The organism is Thermococcus sp. AM4 (assembly GCF_000151205.2).
GTDB lineage: Archaea > Methanobacteriota_B > Thermococci > Thermococcales > Thermococcaceae > Thermococcus.
This window is the reverse complement of sequence record NC_016051.1, coordinates 565,467-577,934: the sequence shown is the minus strand read 5'-3', so window position 1 is coordinate 577,934 and position 12,468 is coordinate 565,467. Positions and strand designations below refer to the sequence as shown.

The window sequence follows — 12,468 nt, the reverse complement described above, 5'->3', positions numbered from 1 at the left end:
TCGCTCATCCCGTCTTGGATTCCTCACGGCCGGCCCGGGACGGCGTCAGGGCCAGTCCTCGTCATCACAGCGTTCGGTGCAATTCGCTGTCATCATCCGCGTTTTAACCTTGAAGGTAGTAGGATATAAGCTTTCTCAGCTCAAGGTTCCTGTTCGGGGGGAGCCTCAAGAAGCGCCTTAACTGGTTGTTCTCCGCTATCAGGCCGGAGAGCTCGATTGCGAGGATTTTGTTGTCCTCGCTCAGGCCGTAGGCCTTGTAACGGAGCGGAGCGTACTCCTTTTCGAGCCTCCAGACCTTCTTTTCAAGCTCTTCTGCCTTTTTCTCAAGTTGATCAAGCTCTCCCTTCGACTCCTTGAATTCTCCGGTGAGTGCGATTTTAATAATCCTCTCAGGAGAGACGCCGTAGCGCTCAGCGAGCTTTTCAACCTCGGTATTATCGAGCGCGACCTCAACCTTCCCGAAGCCCCTATCGGGTTTGATTGTGAGCTTCATCTTCCCCACCCACCAGCAACTTCATAACCTTCAGGAACTCCTCCGCGAGTTTCAGAGCCTCCTCTGCCTCATCGGCCCTCGGCTCATATCGGCTCATAGACGATGTCGTACTGGTCCTCGTGTCTCAGCTCCCTCATCCTGTCGAGCAGTTCCACCCATATCCCGTCCAGTTTTCCGCTTTTGACGTAGAACTCCTCGAGGTAGCGGGCTATGCAGTAGTGGCTCTTCTCCCTCCACCCGTCCCTGAAGAGCAAAGCCCTCGCGCCGTGAAACATCGCCATGTACGACTCAACCAGCGACGTCCTGTAAGAGCCGAACCCGAGGTGTCGTCTGGCCTCTTCGAGCCACTCCTCAGCTCGTCTTAGGCTTACCAGGGCCTTTTCTCGTGAGGGTGTAATCCTTCTCAGCAGGTTCCTTTGAAGGCACGTCTCGAATCCGTTCAAGGCTTTCACCCCAGATTATCATGGAGCCGTAGGCGAGGGAGTAATAAAAAACTGGGTCGTTCTCACGGAGCGCTTTGACCCTCTTCGGTGTCAGAACGAGCAGGTCAACTTCCCTTCCGGTTGCGGTTTCTATCTTCCTCTGCAACGAGGCAGTTTTCAGTATGCTCGGCTTTTCCACAAGAATCCAGACGTCAAGGTCGCTTTTGTCGGTGTTCTCCCCCCTCGCAAAGCTTCCGTATACTCCAAGGGCCAAGACCCAGTCCTCTTTCAAAGGCTCAAGCTTCCCAGAGAGCACGACGAAGTTCAAAAACCTCTTTAACTCGCGCGTTTTTGGTGTTTGAAGAATTACAAACCTCCTACCCTTCTTCTCCGCTATTCCGTACTTGGTAAGGAGGTTCAGCGTTTTCGAAACGAGCCCCTTGCTCAACCCGGTCGCCCGAGCGGTTTCCTCGACGCCGACGCTTTTCTCTCAAGGGCATAGTCAAAATCTTGACCCGCTCCGGCGTTGAAATGAGCTCGAACATGTTACCAACTCTCGTTCATGATTTATGAACTTTTTGTTCACGCTCCGTGAACGAGTCGTTCACGTCTTGTGAACTTCTCCTCTCTTCGAGCCTTTTCCTCAGCTCCTCGTTCTCCTTTCTCAGCTTATCTCGCTCGGCCATCATTAGCTCCCTGTCCCTCAGGGCTTTCTCGTAGAACTCCCTCAGCTCGCCGAGTTGGTTCTCCATTTCTTGAAGTTTCTCCTCGAGCTTCCCAATTTTCTCCCGAAGGAACTCCTCCCGCTCGGCCCTAAGGGTTTCCTCAACCCTGGGCAGGTTCTCCTCGATTAAGGCCTTAACGTCCCTTCCCTTCAGGGACTTGAACTTCTCGCGGGGCAGGATAATCACAACATCGCTCATCTCTTCCTCCTCTCCATCTCGGTCTTCCTGTCGTAGCAGAGAATGTAAAAGGCCAGAAGCCCCTTCCACCTTCCGTAGGGCTCGATGATTTCCCTAACGTCCCTTTCTCTAACTTCTTTCGGCCGTTTGCCGAAAATCTTCGCTATCCCCCTCCTCAGCCCGAGGTCTCCCGCCGGATAAACGTTCTTCCTAAGGCCATAGGCAAGGAACAGCTCCGCGCTCCACTTCCCTATTCCTCGAAACTTCGTGAGGTATTTGATTGCTTCATCGACTTCAAGATTTTGGAGTTCGAGGTTCAGCTCGCCCTTTAGGTAGGACTCGGTGAGGGACTTTATGTAGCCCGCTCTATAACCTAGTCTTGCCCCCTTTAGCTCCTCCTCGCTCAGCCCTGCAATCCTCTCGGCGGTCGGAAAGGCGTAGAGTTCGCCAACGGGTTCTCCGGCGAGTTTGACGAGGTTTCTAATCGTCCGCTGGGCGAACTCGTAGTTAACCTGCTGCTGGGCTATCACCTCGATGAGGGCCTGGTATGTGCTCGGCGACGCCGGGGTAACGAGACCGTAGAACTCGTCTATGAGGAACGCAAAGGGCGAATCGCCTATCTCGGCGTAGAAGGAATCCAAATCCGTGTCGAGGCCGAGAACGAAAGTTAGCTTTTCCCTCGCTTCCTTCCTCTCGCCCCTTCCCCAGTCCTCGGGAAAGCGGTAGTCCCCGTCGTATGAAACAACTCCGGTCTTCCCGTTGCTCAGCCTCAGGGCCTGGTAGAAAGTGCCGTCCCTGAAGGCCCAGGTGCCGTTGCGTATCATTTCATTTGCGGTTTTTTCGAGGCTTATCATTTATCTCCCCCTCCAGCCCAAGACCCTTGACTGGTAGTGTCTCTTAGGAAAGATTTCGAGCGGATCGATACCCTTCTCCCTGAGGAGATGCCTCAGCTCGACCTCGTAGTCGGCCTTCTCAAGCTCCTCGCTCTCCCGGATTTCGACTACAAAGAGCTTCTCTGTCAGCTCGCGTATCGTCTTGTAGCCGAGACCGAGGAGTGGCCTTATGTATGCAACGCCGAAGCGGTCCTCCAGCGACCTCGCTTTAGGCAAATCGAGGAGCGGAACCCTGTCGTCCCTCCGAGTTCCGTCGCTCACCCTTTCCACCTCGGGAAGAGAAGCCAGAGCCTCCAGAGCCCTCTCGTGGATGAACTGTATCGCGTTGTTCGGGTGGCCGTCGCTTATGGCAATCTCCCCGGCTTTTTCGAGGATTTCAACTGGAAGCTCCAGAACTCGATGGGCAAAGCCGAGCCTCTCAGCTGTTTCCCTCGCGTACTTCCAGTTGTCGAGCAGGCCGAAGGTGACCGTCACGAGCTCGACCTCGTAGCCGAGCTGGCTCAGAATCCACGCGGCCAAGCTTGAGTCCTTCCCGCCGGAGTAGAGGTGGTGAACCTTCATCCTCATCACCTTTTCTCGGGCTTATTAGCGACCGCAGGGGTTATTAAGGGTTGAGGGTAATACTATTTTGGTGAAGGTAATGCCAGTCGTCACGAAGAAATACCAGGTCACGATACCCAAGGAGGTTAGGGAGGCGCTTGGAATAAAGGCCGGAGACGAGGTGGTTTTCGTTAGAGAGGGGAATCGTTACGTTTTGATGAAGCTTACCGACCTCCTCAAGGAGCTTAGCGAGATAACAAGTGACATAGACGAGACAGTTGAAGAAGTTAGACAGGGACTGGCGAGGGGTATAGAACGCTCTCTGCGCGAGCTGGAGGGAGAGGAATGAACGTTGTACTCGATACCAACGTCTTCAACAACAGGACCTTTCTCGAATGGTTGAGGCACTCAGGCCTTGAGCCGGTAACGAGTTCGGTGGTTTATATGGAACTGCTCTACAAATATGCCAGACGAAAGGGTCTCGCCGAAGCTAGGAGCAAGTTAATGGCCGTTTTCAACTCGCTGGCAATTGAGGTTATGGACTTTGATTGGGAATGTGCAGAGCTTGCGGTGGAATCTGCCCTCGGTCGCTGGGACTTCTCAAAGAACGCGAGGGACTACATGATAGGCTCATTGGCTCTAAAGCTCAACGCCCCGCTGGTTACGTACAATAAAAAGGACTTCAGCTGGCTTCCCGAGGTTCTAACGCCTGAGGAGGTCATGGAGAGGTTCGGCAAATAGCCTTAAAAGGCCAACCTTTTTAAGGCCCTTCCGGGCGAGAGGTTAAGAGGTGAGAGAGATGGAGAAACGCTTACCCGGTAAAGTGAGGAGGGCTCTGCGCGCGAGATACTACGACATCGAACCGCGAGCGTGGATTGGTAAGAAGGGTCTCGCCGAGAGCGTGATTGAGGAGATTGAGACACAGCTTGAGAAGGACGGTGTCCTTAAGGTCGAGATTAGGAAGGGAGCGCTCATCTCGACCGGAATGGACAGGAAGGCCATAGCGGAGAAGGTAGCCGAGCTCACCGACAGCGAGCTGATAGACGTCAGGGGCAAAAGGTTTATATTGTTCAAACCGAGGGAAGGCTGGGAAAGGTATTTAAGGCGCCTTGAAAGAAAGGCGTCGGCTGAGAGGCGGGAGAAGCCCGTCCGTAAAGTCAGGCTCGACATCGCTAACTTCAGGAAGAAGTTTAGAAAGGGGAGGGATTGAAAGATGGCGACTGTCTATGACGTTCCCGGTGACCTGCTCGTCGAGAGGGTCGCGCAGGCACTCAAAGAAGTTGAGGAGATAAAGCCCCCCGAGTGGGCGCCCTTCGTTAAGACCGGAAGGCACAAGGAGAGGCTTCCCGAGCAGGAGGACTGGTGGTACTACAGAGTTGCCAGCATACTCAGAAAGGTCTACATCGACGGTCCAGTTGGAATCGAGAGGCTCAGGACCTGGTACGGAGGCAGGAAGAACCGCGGACACGCCCCGGAGCACTTCTACAAGGCCGGGGGAAGCATAATCAGGAAGGCCCTCCAGCAGCTTGAGGCGGCCGGCTTCGTCCAGAAGGTTCCGGGAGAGGGAAGGGTCATAACCCCGAAGGGCCAGAGCTTCCTCGACAAGATTGCCACCGAGCTCAAGAAGGAGCTCGAGGAGCAGATTCCGGAGCTCAAGAAGTACTGAGCTCCCCTTTTCTCACATCCCACCCAATACCTTTTTAACTCCTACTTCTGAGCCCCAACCGGAGGTGAGGGGCATGGCCGAGGACATTGAGGAGATTAGGAAGCGCAAGCTCATGGAGCTTCAGAAGAGGTACCTCGAACAGCAGAAGGCCCAGGAGGAGGCAATAAAGCAGGAGATGGAGCTCCAGGCCCAGCTCGATGCCATAATGAGGAAAATCCTGACACCGGACGCGAGGGAGAGGCTCGGTCGCGTTAAGCTCGTCAAGCCGGAACTCGCGAGACAGGTTGAGCTAGTCCTCGTTCAGCTCTACCAAGCCGGCCAGATAAGGGAGCCCATAGACGACGCCAAGCTGAAGAAAATCCTCGCCCAGATCGACGCGAGGACGAGAAGGGAGTTCAGGATCAGGTGGTAGCGGAAGGTGAAGAGATGGAGATCAAGAGGATAATCGAGATCCTCGACGAGAAAGGAGAGGTAAGCCTCGAGACCTGGAAGGCGATCTCCGTTAAGAACAACAGGGACGGTACGGTGGACATCCTCTACCGCAACCTCCACCTCGGCAGCGACGACGACCCCGTGTTCCTGTGGATATACGCGAACGTCGTTGATGACGGGGACGAGGACGTCAGGGTTCTGGAGAGGATAACCTTCAAGAGGGAAGACCTCGCCTGGATCCTCCGCTACGTTCCCGCCAAAAAGGGAAAGTGAGTGGGAACATTTATAAGAGGCACTCGTATAGGGCCCGCCGTGGGGGTGTTTGGGTGAGTAAGAAGAGGGTCTGCCCCATCTGCGGTTCCACCGAGTTCATCTACGACCCCAGCAGGGGAGAGGTCGTTTGTAAGGTCTGCGGCTACGTTATTGAGGAAAACGTTGTGGACATGGGGCCCGAGTGGAGGGCCTTTGACGCGAGCCAGAGGGAGAAGAGGGCCCGTGCAGGTGCCCCCGAGAGCATACTCCTTCACGATAAAGGCCTGTCGACGGACATAGGCATCGACCGCTCCCTCACGGGTTTGATGAGGGAGAAGATGTACCGCCTTAGGAAGTGGCAGTCCCGCCTGAGGGTCAGCGACGCCGCCGAGAGGAATTTGGCGTTCGCCCTCAGCGAGCTCGATAGACTGGCAAGCAACCTCCGCCTTCCAAGGCACGTCGAGGAGGAAGCAGCGAGACTCTATAGAGAAGCCGTCAGAAAGGGCCTGATAAGGGGCCGCTCCATTGAGAGCGTCATAGCGGCCTGCGTTTACGCCGCCTGCAGGCTGCTCAAGATCCCGAGGACCCTCGACGAGATAGCGGAGGTTTCCCGCGTCGACAAGAAGGAGATAGGCAGGAGCTTCCGCTTCATAGCGAGGCACCTCAACCTCACTCCAAAGAAGCTCTTTGTCAAGCCGACGGACTACGTCAGCAAGTTCGCGGACGAGCTCGGCCTGAGCGAGAAGGTGAGGAGGAGGGCGATAGAACTGCTTGAGGAGGCCTACGAAAAGGGCCTCACGAGCGGAAAGAGCCCGGCCGGCCTCGTTGCGGCGGCACTCTACATAGCGGGCATCATGGAGGGAGAGCGGAGAACCCAGCGCGAGGTTGCCGAGGTAGCGAGGGTCACCGAGGTAACGGTAAGAAACAGGTACAAAGAGCTGATAGAGAAGCTCAACCTCAAGGTTCCGATAGGCTGATCAGCGGAACCAGCTCTCGAGAGTTCTTTGTTTTCCGGCCTTTATCGCCTTCTTCAGCCTTTCGAGGCCGTTCTTGACGCGCTCCTCGCTGAAGTCGTGCTCATCGCAGAGGAACCTAATGATTCCTTCCTCGTCGGGCTCGCGCCACTTGAGCTCGTAGTCGTCCGTGACAGGTGGGTTTAGGAAGAACTCCTTTATCGCGTACAGATCAACGTCGCTCATCTTCTGGTACTTCGCCAGCGGGTCCTTCGAGCGTTTGACTATCGTCAGGGCCTTCTTGGGCCCGATTCCCTTGATTCCGCCCGGGTTGTAGTCCGTCCCAACGAGGATGGCCAGCTCGATTAGCTTCTCCCTGTCTATGCCGAGCTCTTTGAGTACCTCTTCGAGAATTATGAGTTCCGGCTTGACCTCAACGTAGACGTTCTTGCCGGGGAGCTTTCTTCTCCCGGTTATCGTGAGGTTCCTGACGAGCCTCGGTGCCCCGAAGAGAAGGCTGTCGTAGTCCTGGCTCGCGGAGGCGTAAACTTTCTTCTTTGAAGCCATGTAAGCGGCCTGTGCCTCGCCCTCGCTCGGGGCCTGGACGACGGGAACGCCCATCAGCCCGAGCAGTTTCTTGGCGTCCTCTATGAGGGTCTCGTTCAGTTTAGTCGCCCTCATCGCGTACTTCTTGGCCTCCTCTATGTCGCCCCTCTCAAGGGCCTCATGCCACTTCTCCTCGGCCTCCTCTCTGGCTTCACGCCTCTTTTCAAGCTCTCTCCTCTTGAACGCCGGTGGCTCGCCGTCGAAAACGTAGGCAGGTTTTATGCCGGCCTCCATCAGGTTAATCGTCCTGTAGAAGAACCCGCTCAGGTGAGAGGTTATCCTGCCCTTTGAGTCCATTAAAGGCGTCCCGTCGCGCTGTCTGATCGTCGAGAGGAACTGGTACATGGCGTTGAAGGCATCTATCGCCACCTTCTTTCCATAAAGCCGCTCCAGCTCGATTTCCTTTCTGGGTATGAGTTCGCCGATTTGGACTCCCATCTTCACCACCCAAGAAAAGTGGGGAAAGGGGTATTTAGGGTTTGCCTCGGCCTACCGGGTTGCTCATCACCGCTCAGGGAGGGGAAGGGTCGTCATCGGCTAGACCTTCTTGATGCCGTGGGTTAAGAGGAACTCCTCGTGTCTCGTCCTCCTCTGTCTCTCCTGCACGTAGATCCAGCCCATGACGAATATGAGGGCCGCCATTCCAAAGAGCGTCTGCCAGCCGAGGAGGTTGTAGTCGAGGGTTATTATGATCTTCCTCACCATGGCCAGAACGCCGAGCTCGACGACGTTCCTCATGCTGACGTGGTGCTCCTTGACGTACATGGTGAGCAGTTCGAAGATCTCGAGGAAGATTATGATGAGAACGATGTGGTGGAGGACGTCCTCGATCGAGAGAGGGGCCGTTATTAGGAGCTCTATCATCATGTACACGACGTAGCCCATCGTTATGGTGGCGAGGCCGATAACAACTATGTCGAAGATCACGCTGAGCCACTTGATAAGGCTGTCCTCTATGAACCCTATGTCGTGATGCTTCCTGCCCATCCGCACACCCGCCTAAAAATTGAGGCTCGCTCTAAAAACTTTTCGGAGAATCTAAAAGTTGTCCGAAAGCCTAATTCTCCCTCCGGGAAGCCCTGAACGTTCCGTTCCAAACCTGCGGTTTTTTAACGTCCGTCGAGTTGAACATCGGCAAAAAGAGAGGAGAAAGGTTTTAACGGCTTTTACAGACGTAAAACTGTAAGTGTCATCCGAGGTGATAAAAATGGTTGACCCGAACATCGAGGCCCTTTTCAAGCCGAAGAGCATCGCCGTCATAGGCGCTTCGGAGAAACCCGGAAAGATAGGCTACGCGATTATGAAGAACCTCGTGGAGTACGGCTACGAGGGTAAGATCTACCCCGTCAACATCAAGGGCGTTGAGATAAAGATAGGCAACCGTGTCTTCAAGTCCTACAAGAGCATTCTCGATGTCCCCGATGAGGTGGATATGGCGGTTATAGTCGTTCCAGCCAAGTTCGTCCCGCAGGTCGTCGAGGACTGTGGAAAGAAGGGCGTCAAGGTTCTTCCGATCATCAGTTCCGGTTTCGGTGAGCTCGGGCCGGAGGGCAAGAAGGTTGAGGAGCAGCTCGTTCAGATAGCCAGGAAGTACGGCATGAGGATCCTCGGCCCGAACATCTTCGGCGTCGTCTACACCCCCGAGAAGCTCAACGCCACCTTCGGGCCCACCGACGTCATGCCCGGCCCGCTCGCCCTCATAAGCCAGAGCGGTGCCTTGGGAATAGCCCTCATGGGCTGGACGATCCTTGAGAAGGTCGGCCTCTCCGCCGTCGTCAGCATTGGAAACAAGAGCGACATCGACGACGCTGACCTGCTCGAGTACTTCGAGGTCGACGAGAACACCAAGGCCATACTCATCTACATGGAGGGCGTTAAGGACGGAAGGCGCTTCATGGAGGTCGCGAAGAAGGTCAGCAAGGTCAAGCCGATAGTCGTCATCAAGGCAGGCAGGAGCGAGCGCGGTGCCAAAGCGGCCGCTTCCCACACCGGTTCGCTCGCGGGAAGCGACAAGATCTACGATGCAGCGTTCAAGCAGGCGGGAGTCATAAGGGCCCTCACCATAGGCGAGGCCTTCGACTACGCGAGAACCCTCAGCAACCTCCCCGAGCCCGAGGGTGAGAACCTCGTCATAATAACCAACGGCGGTGGAATAGGAGTTATGGCAACGGACGCGGCAGAGGAAGCCGGACTGCACCTCTACGACAACCTCGAGGAGCTCAAGATCTTCGCCAACCACATGCCGCCCTTCGGATCCTACAAGAACCCCGTTGATCTAACAGGTATGGCCGGGGCCGAGAGCTACGAAGGAGCCGTCAGGGACGCCCTCGCTCACCCCGAGATGCACAGCATAGCGGTCCTCTACTGTCAGACGGCAGTCCTTGACCCGAGGGACCTCGCCAAGATCGTCATCCGTGAGTACAACGAGAGCGGAAGAAAGAAGCCCCTCGTCGTTGCCATCGTCGGTGGAATCGAGGCCAAAGAGGCCATCGACATGCTCAACGAGGAGGGAATTCCTGCCTATCCCGAACCGGAGAGGGCGATAAAGGCCCTGGCGGCGCTCTACCGCTGGAGCAGGTGGAAGGCCAAGCAGGAGTGATCTTTCTTTTCCCGACTTTTCAAAACCTTTTTATACCACCTTGACGTAAGCGGTCAGGGTGTCCGTATGAACGGCCGTCTTAGGATCGTGGGAATTTTTGTGTTCATCATCGGCCTCGTTCTCACCGCAACGTACAGCAGGCCAGACTGTTCGGGGATTGCCTGTTTTCATTCCGGCTTTCCCGTCCTCGAGCTTTCCGATTACAACGTGGAAAACGGCGGGGGAGTTAACGCTTACGTCATCGCCTTCGAGGGGAACTGCAGCGGTAAGGTCCACGACGTTTTCTCCGACGGCGGAAACGTCAGGTTCCAGAGAAAGGGCCCGGTTTACGTCGCCGACAGAATGGAGCACTTTGGGAGCTTTTACGTTTCCGAATGCCGGGGAAACCTGACGGTCTACACGGTCAAAACGTACCTCTCCAACGTTACCCTCCCAAACGTCACCTACGATATCGGGGGCTACCTCTTCCTGAGCGATTACAACCTGCCCCTAAGGGAGTTCTACATGAAGGTCTCGGGCAGGGTGAGCCCGAGGGTCACGACAAGGCTTGAACTCGCCCTCGCAGAGAACTTTGGGACGTATGAGGCCACTTACCTCAACGGCACCCTCCGCCTGGAGGACGTACTCTATCAGAGGCCCCTTGAGGGAATACTCGTGAAAAACGGGACGCTGGTCAGGGAGATGGTCGTTTACGATAACCCTGCCTCTTACCTCCGGTTTAAAAACTGCGCGGAGCACTACGAGGAGACCCTCAAAGCCTGCCAGGCCAGCGGCTCCCCCCGATACCAGCTTCCCCTCGGGCTCGGCCTCATGCTCGCGGGCATCATTCTGTTCGCCTACGGGATGAAGTTTTAAGTCCCTTCTCCCATTTTCCTTCGGTGGTGGCCTTGATCATAGCGCTTATCAGCGACATCCACTCGAACCTGGAGGCACTCGAAGCCGTGTGGGACGAGATCAAGGACGCCGATGTCTTCCTCTGCATGGGCGATCTCGTTGGTTACGGCGCTTCCCCAAACGAGGTCGTTGACTTCGTGAGGCGAGAGATGGAGAGGAGAACCTTCCTCTGCGTCCGCGGAAACCACGACAACGCGATTGCCTTCGGGGCGGATTGGAGCTTCAACCCCTACGCGAGGCAGGCCGTGAGGTGGCATCAGTGGGTCATGAGCTCTGAAAACCTTGAGTTCCTCAGACAACTGCCTGTGAAACAGCTTTTTGAGGACGACGCGGGGAGGAGCTACCTGCTCATTCACGGTTCTCCTCGGGCTCCACTCGACGAGTACCTCTTTCCCTGGCTCCCGGAGAGCGAGTTCAGGGCAGTCCTGAGCTACGTCAGGCAGGACGACCTTCTGCTCGGCCACACCCACGTGCCGATGCTCAAGGTCATCGATGGAAGGCGGATAATAAACCCCGGCTCCGTTGGACAGCCCAGGGATGGGGACTGGAGGGCCAGCTACGCCCTAATCGACACAGAACCCCCGGGGAGGGTGGAGTTCCACCGCGTTGAATACGACGTAGAAGAGGCGGCAAGAAAGATAATGGAAGCCGGACTGCCGAGGTTCCTTGCGGAGAGGCTCTTCGAGGGCTACTAACGGTGCCGTATCCCCCTGAGCTTTGATTTCACAGCCAGCTTGCTGGAGTCGATGATTATAACCTCACCGATGCTCCTCACCGCGCTCACGGGTATCAGAAGGAGGCCCTCGTGGTCGGTGACGAACTCGCTCGTGTCCAGATCCTCGTCGGGCTCCGCGACTATAACGAGTAACTCCCCGGTCTTTTCGTCGAAGCTGAGATCGTAGACCCATCCGAGCCTGATTCCCGTGTCCGTGATAAGCTCAACGTCCCTGAGCTTTGAGGCGAGTATCTTAACCATCACCATCCCTCCATTTTACGGTGTGCCTAAATCATCACGATCGTATAAAACTTTTTCCACACGGCGGTGCAGAATCGAAAACCAAAAAGTCTATCAAGGGAAGGGGCTATTCAGCCGGGGCGATGAAGAGATTCATCCCTCCTGACGGGGACTCGCTCCCCCCGAGATGAAGACGCGGTCCCCCCTCGAGCCCCTTTTAGTTCTCCTCCTATTATCTCCAGGGTTTTGTTGCTGATCTTTTGGAGTCTTGGATCGTGGGAGGTGATTATCATTGGAACCCTCCCTTTGAGCGCCGAGAGAACACTAACAACGGCCTCCGAATTCTCCGCGTCGAGCATCGAAGTCGGCTCGTCGAGGAGCAAGAGATCCGGATCATCAGAAAGCACCATCAACAACTCAGCCCTCTTAAGCTCACCACCACTCAACTGGCCCGGACGCTTGTCGAGGATGGTTTCAATGTTGAGTTCCCCCGCAAGCTCCCTAATCCTACCATCGTCCAAGCCTCTCCCCCTGCCCTTTGCGTAGAAGACGATGTTCTCCCACACAGTCAGTTCGTTTATCATTCTCCCCTCCTGGGTAAGGTAACCAATCTTCCGCCTGACTTCTAAGGCACGTTTCTCGTCCTTTGGTTCAATCCCGAAAACTTTGACTGTTCCGTGCATTGGTTGAACTAATCCGAGGATGGCCTTGAGGATTGTGGTTTTTCCACTTCCAGAGGGCCCCATGATGAGGATTGCTTCGCTTTTATCCAAACTGAAGGTTACTCCCCTTAATGCCAAGACCCCACCCGTGTAGGTTTCGTACTTTACAAACACATCCTCAAACTCAACAACGACCATT

Annotated in this window: 20 protein-coding genes; 10 read left to right on the top strand and 10 right to left on the bottom strand. The window is 55.5% G+C overall.

Features of this window, described 5'->3' with window-relative positions; all coding sequences use genetic code 11:
• Positions 1 to 103 precede the first annotated feature (103 nt).
• The 6 genes from TAM4_RS03185 to TAM4_RS03160 all read right to left on the bottom strand — a co-directional run bounded on the left by TAM4_RS03185 (position 104) and on the right by TAM4_RS03160 (position 3,271).
• The gene (locus tag TAM4_RS03185) at positions 104 to 493 is read right to left on the bottom strand and encodes a hypothetical protein (RefSeq protein WP_014121800.1); all 390 of its coding nucleotides are present in this window, start codon (positions 491 to 493) and stop codon (positions 104 to 106) included.
• Positions 494 to 576: 83 nt separating this feature from the next.
• The gene (locus TAM4_RS03180; protein ID WP_237702120.1) at positions 577 to 945 is read right to left on the bottom strand and encodes a HEPN domain-containing protein; all 369 of its coding nucleotides are present in this window, start codon (positions 943 to 945) and stop codon (positions 577 to 579) included.
• A complete protein-coding gene (locus TAM4_RS03175; protein WP_014121797.1) occupies positions 845 to 1,363 on the bottom strand; it encodes a nucleotidyltransferase family protein in 519 nt (172 codons plus the stop codon). The genes TAM4_RS03180 and TAM4_RS03175 overlap by 101 nt, the downstream gene beginning before the upstream one ends.
• Positions 1,364 to 1,475: 112 nt before the next feature.
• Positions 1,476 to 1,838: a hypothetical protein gene (locus tag TAM4_RS03170; RefSeq protein WP_014121796.1), complete on the bottom strand. Its 363-nt coding sequence runs from the start codon at positions 1,836 to 1,838 to the stop codon at positions 1,476 to 1,478.
• Positions 1,835 to 2,671 carry a DNA-3-methyladenine glycosylase gene (locus TAM4_RS03165; protein ID WP_014121795.1) on the bottom strand — a complete coding sequence of 279 codons (837 nt, stop codon included), beginning with the start codon at positions 2,669 to 2,671 and terminating at the stop codon, positions 1,835 to 1,837. The genes TAM4_RS03170 and TAM4_RS03165 overlap by 4 nt, the downstream gene beginning before the upstream one ends.
• The gene (locus tag TAM4_RS03160; protein WP_014121794.1) at positions 2,672 to 3,271 is read right to left on the bottom strand and encodes an asparagine synthase-related protein; all 600 of its coding nucleotides are present in this window, start codon (positions 3,269 to 3,271) and stop codon (positions 2,672 to 2,674) included.
• Positions 3,272 to 3,350: 79 nt separating this feature from the next.
• On the opposite strand from TAM4_RS03160, the gene TAM4_RS03155 reads away from it, so the two are divergent.
• The 7 genes from TAM4_RS03155 (at position 3,351) to TAM4_RS03125 (ending at position 6,577) form a co-directional block, all read left to right on the top strand.
• Positions 3,351 to 3,599 carry an AbrB/MazE/SpoVT family DNA-binding domain-containing protein gene (locus TAM4_RS03155; protein ID WP_014121793.1) on the top strand — a complete coding sequence of 83 codons (249 nt, stop codon included), beginning with the start codon at positions 3,351 to 3,353 and terminating at the stop codon, positions 3,597 to 3,599.
• Positions 3,596 to 3,991: a type II toxin-antitoxin system VapC family toxin gene (locus TAM4_RS03150; protein WP_014121792.1), complete on the top strand. Its 396-nt coding sequence runs from the start codon at positions 3,596 to 3,598 to the stop codon at positions 3,989 to 3,991. The genes TAM4_RS03155 and TAM4_RS03150 overlap by 4 nt, the downstream gene beginning before the upstream one ends.
• Positions 3,992 to 4,049: 58 nt before the next feature.
• Entirely contained in the window at positions 4,050 to 4,460 is a 411-nt protein-coding gene (locus TAM4_RS03145; RefSeq protein WP_014121791.1) for a YhbY family RNA-binding protein, read from the top strand.
• Positions 4,461 to 4,463: 3 nt separating this feature from the next.
• Positions 4,464 to 4,916, top strand: a complete 453-nt coding sequence (locus tag TAM4_RS03140) for a 30S ribosomal protein S19e (protein WP_014121790.1) — start codon at positions 4,464 to 4,466, stop codon at positions 4,914 to 4,916.
• A 73-nt stretch (positions 4,917 to 4,989) separates the two neighbouring features.
• Positions 4,990 to 5,328, top strand: coding sequence for a DNA-binding protein (locus TAM4_RS03135; RefSeq protein ID WP_014121789.1), 339 nt, complete (start codon positions 4,990 to 4,992; stop codon positions 5,326 to 5,328).
• Between the two features lie 14 nt (positions 5,329 to 5,342).
• Positions 5,343 to 5,621 carry a hypothetical protein gene (locus TAM4_RS03130; RefSeq protein ID WP_048149832.1) on the top strand — a complete coding sequence of 93 codons (279 nt, stop codon included), beginning with the start codon at positions 5,343 to 5,345 and terminating at the stop codon, positions 5,619 to 5,621.
• Between the two features lie 53 nt (positions 5,622 to 5,674).
• Complete coding sequence (locus tag TAM4_RS03125) at positions 5,675 to 6,577, top strand: transcription initiation factor IIB (RefSeq protein ID WP_014121787.1); 903 nt, start codon at positions 5,675 to 5,677, stop codon at positions 6,575 to 6,577.
• Here TAM4_RS03125 and fen read toward each other — a convergent pair whose 3' ends face one another.
• Complete coding sequence (fen, locus tag TAM4_RS03120) at positions 6,578 to 7,597, bottom strand: flap endonuclease-1 (RefSeq protein WP_014121786.1); 1,020 nt, start codon at positions 7,595 to 7,597, stop codon at positions 6,578 to 6,580.
• Between the two features lie 99 nt (positions 7,598 to 7,696).
• Positions 7,697 to 8,146: a phosphate-starvation-inducible PsiE family protein gene (locus tag TAM4_RS03115; RefSeq protein ID WP_014121785.1), complete on the bottom strand. Its 450-nt coding sequence runs from the start codon at positions 8,144 to 8,146 to the stop codon at positions 7,697 to 7,699.
• Positions 8,147 to 8,366: 220 nt separating this feature from the next.
• Between TAM4_RS03115 and acs the strand changes: the two genes are divergently transcribed.
• The 3 genes from acs to TAM4_RS03100 all read left to right on the top strand — a co-directional run bounded on the left by acs (position 8,367) and on the right by TAM4_RS03100 (position 11,347).
• Positions 8,367 to 9,758 (top strand): acetate--CoA ligase alpha subunit, encoded by a 1,392-nt coding sequence (gene acs / locus TAM4_RS03110; protein WP_014121784.1) that lies wholly within the window; start codon positions 8,367 to 8,369, stop codon positions 9,756 to 9,758.
• Positions 9,759 to 9,824: 66 nt separating this feature from the next.
• Positions 9,825 to 10,613: a hypothetical protein gene (locus tag TAM4_RS03105; RefSeq protein WP_048149829.1), complete on the top strand. Its 789-nt coding sequence runs from the start codon at positions 9,825 to 9,827 to the stop codon at positions 10,611 to 10,613.
• A gap of 32 nt (positions 10,614 to 10,645) precedes the next feature.
• A complete protein-coding gene (locus TAM4_RS03100) occupies positions 10,646 to 11,347 on the top strand; it encodes a metallophosphoesterase (protein ID WP_014121782.1) in 702 nt (233 codons plus the stop codon).
• Here the strand turns inward: TAM4_RS03100 and TAM4_RS03095 are convergent.
• The gene (locus TAM4_RS03095; RefSeq protein ID WP_014121781.1) at positions 11,344 to 11,628 is read right to left on the bottom strand and encodes a PRC-barrel domain-containing protein; all 285 of its coding nucleotides are present in this window, start codon (positions 11,626 to 11,628) and stop codon (positions 11,344 to 11,346) included. The genes TAM4_RS03100 and TAM4_RS03095 overlap by 4 nt on opposite strands.
• Positions 11,629 to 11,738: 110 nt before the next feature.
• A complete protein-coding gene (locus TAM4_RS03090; protein ID WP_014121780.1) occupies positions 11,739 to 12,467 on the bottom strand; it encodes an ATP-binding cassette domain-containing protein in 729 nt (242 codons plus the stop codon).
• Position 12,468: the final 1 nt, after the last annotated feature.

What these genes read in the sequence shown, in the direction of transcription:
- TAM4_RS03145 (WP_014121791.1), top strand. Translation starts at nt 4,050, where the DNA reads ATGGAGAAACGCTTACCCGGTAAAGTGAGGAGGGCTCTGCGCGCGAGA.
- TAM4_RS03165 (WP_014121795.1), bottom strand. Translation starts at nt 2,671, where the DNA reads ATGATAAGCCTCGAAAAAACCGCAAATGAAATGATACGCAACGGCACC.
- TAM4_RS03115 (WP_014121785.1), bottom strand. Translation starts at nt 8,146, where the DNA reads ATGGGCAGGAAGCATCACGACATAGGGTTCATAGAGGACAGCCTTATC.
- TAM4_RS03090 (WP_014121780.1), bottom strand. Translation starts at nt 12,467, where the DNA reads ATGGTCGTTGTTGAGTTTGAGGATGTGTTTGTAAAGTACGAAACCTAC.
- acs (WP_014121784.1), top strand. Translation starts at nt 8,367, where the DNA reads ATGGTTGACCCGAACATCGAGGCCCTTTTCAAGCCGAAGAGCATCGCC.
- TAM4_RS03160 (WP_014121794.1), bottom strand. Translation starts at nt 3,271, where the DNA reads ATGAAGGTTCACCACCTCTACTCCGGCGGGAAGGACTCAAGCTTGGCC.
- TAM4_RS03140 (WP_014121790.1), top strand. Translation starts at nt 4,464, where the DNA reads ATGGCGACTGTCTATGACGTTCCCGGTGACCTGCTCGTCGAGAGGGTC.
- fen (WP_014121786.1), bottom strand. Translation starts at nt 7,597, where the DNA reads ATGGGAGTCCAAATCGGCGAACTCATACCCAGAAAGGAAATCGAGCTG.
- TAM4_RS03170 (WP_014121796.1), bottom strand. Translation starts at nt 1,838, where the DNA reads ATGAGCGATGTTGTGATTATCCTGCCCCGCGAGAAGTTCAAGTCCCTG.
- TAM4_RS03130 (WP_048149832.1), top strand. Translation starts at nt 5,343, where the DNA reads ATGGAGATCAAGAGGATAATCGAGATCCTCGACGAGAAAGGAGAGGTA.
- TAM4_RS03185 (WP_014121800.1), bottom strand. Translation starts at nt 493, where the DNA reads ATGAAGCTCACAATCAAACCCGATAGGGGCTTCGGGAAGGTTGAGGTC.
- TAM4_RS03155 (WP_014121793.1), top strand. Translation starts at nt 3,351, where the DNA reads ATGCCAGTCGTCACGAAGAAATACCAGGTCACGATACCCAAGGAGGTT.
- TAM4_RS03105 (WP_048149829.1), top strand. Translation starts at nt 9,825, where the DNA reads ATGAACGGCCGTCTTAGGATCGTGGGAATTTTTGTGTTCATCATCGGC.
- TAM4_RS03095 (WP_014121781.1), bottom strand. Translation starts at nt 11,628, where the DNA reads ATGGTTAAGATACTCGCCTCAAAGCTCAGGGACGTTGAGCTTATCACG.
- TAM4_RS03135 (WP_014121789.1), top strand. Translation starts at nt 4,990, where the DNA reads ATGGCCGAGGACATTGAGGAGATTAGGAAGCGCAAGCTCATGGAGCTT.
- TAM4_RS03150 (WP_014121792.1), top strand. Translation starts at nt 3,596, where the DNA reads ATGAACGTTGTACTCGATACCAACGTCTTCAACAACAGGACCTTTCTC.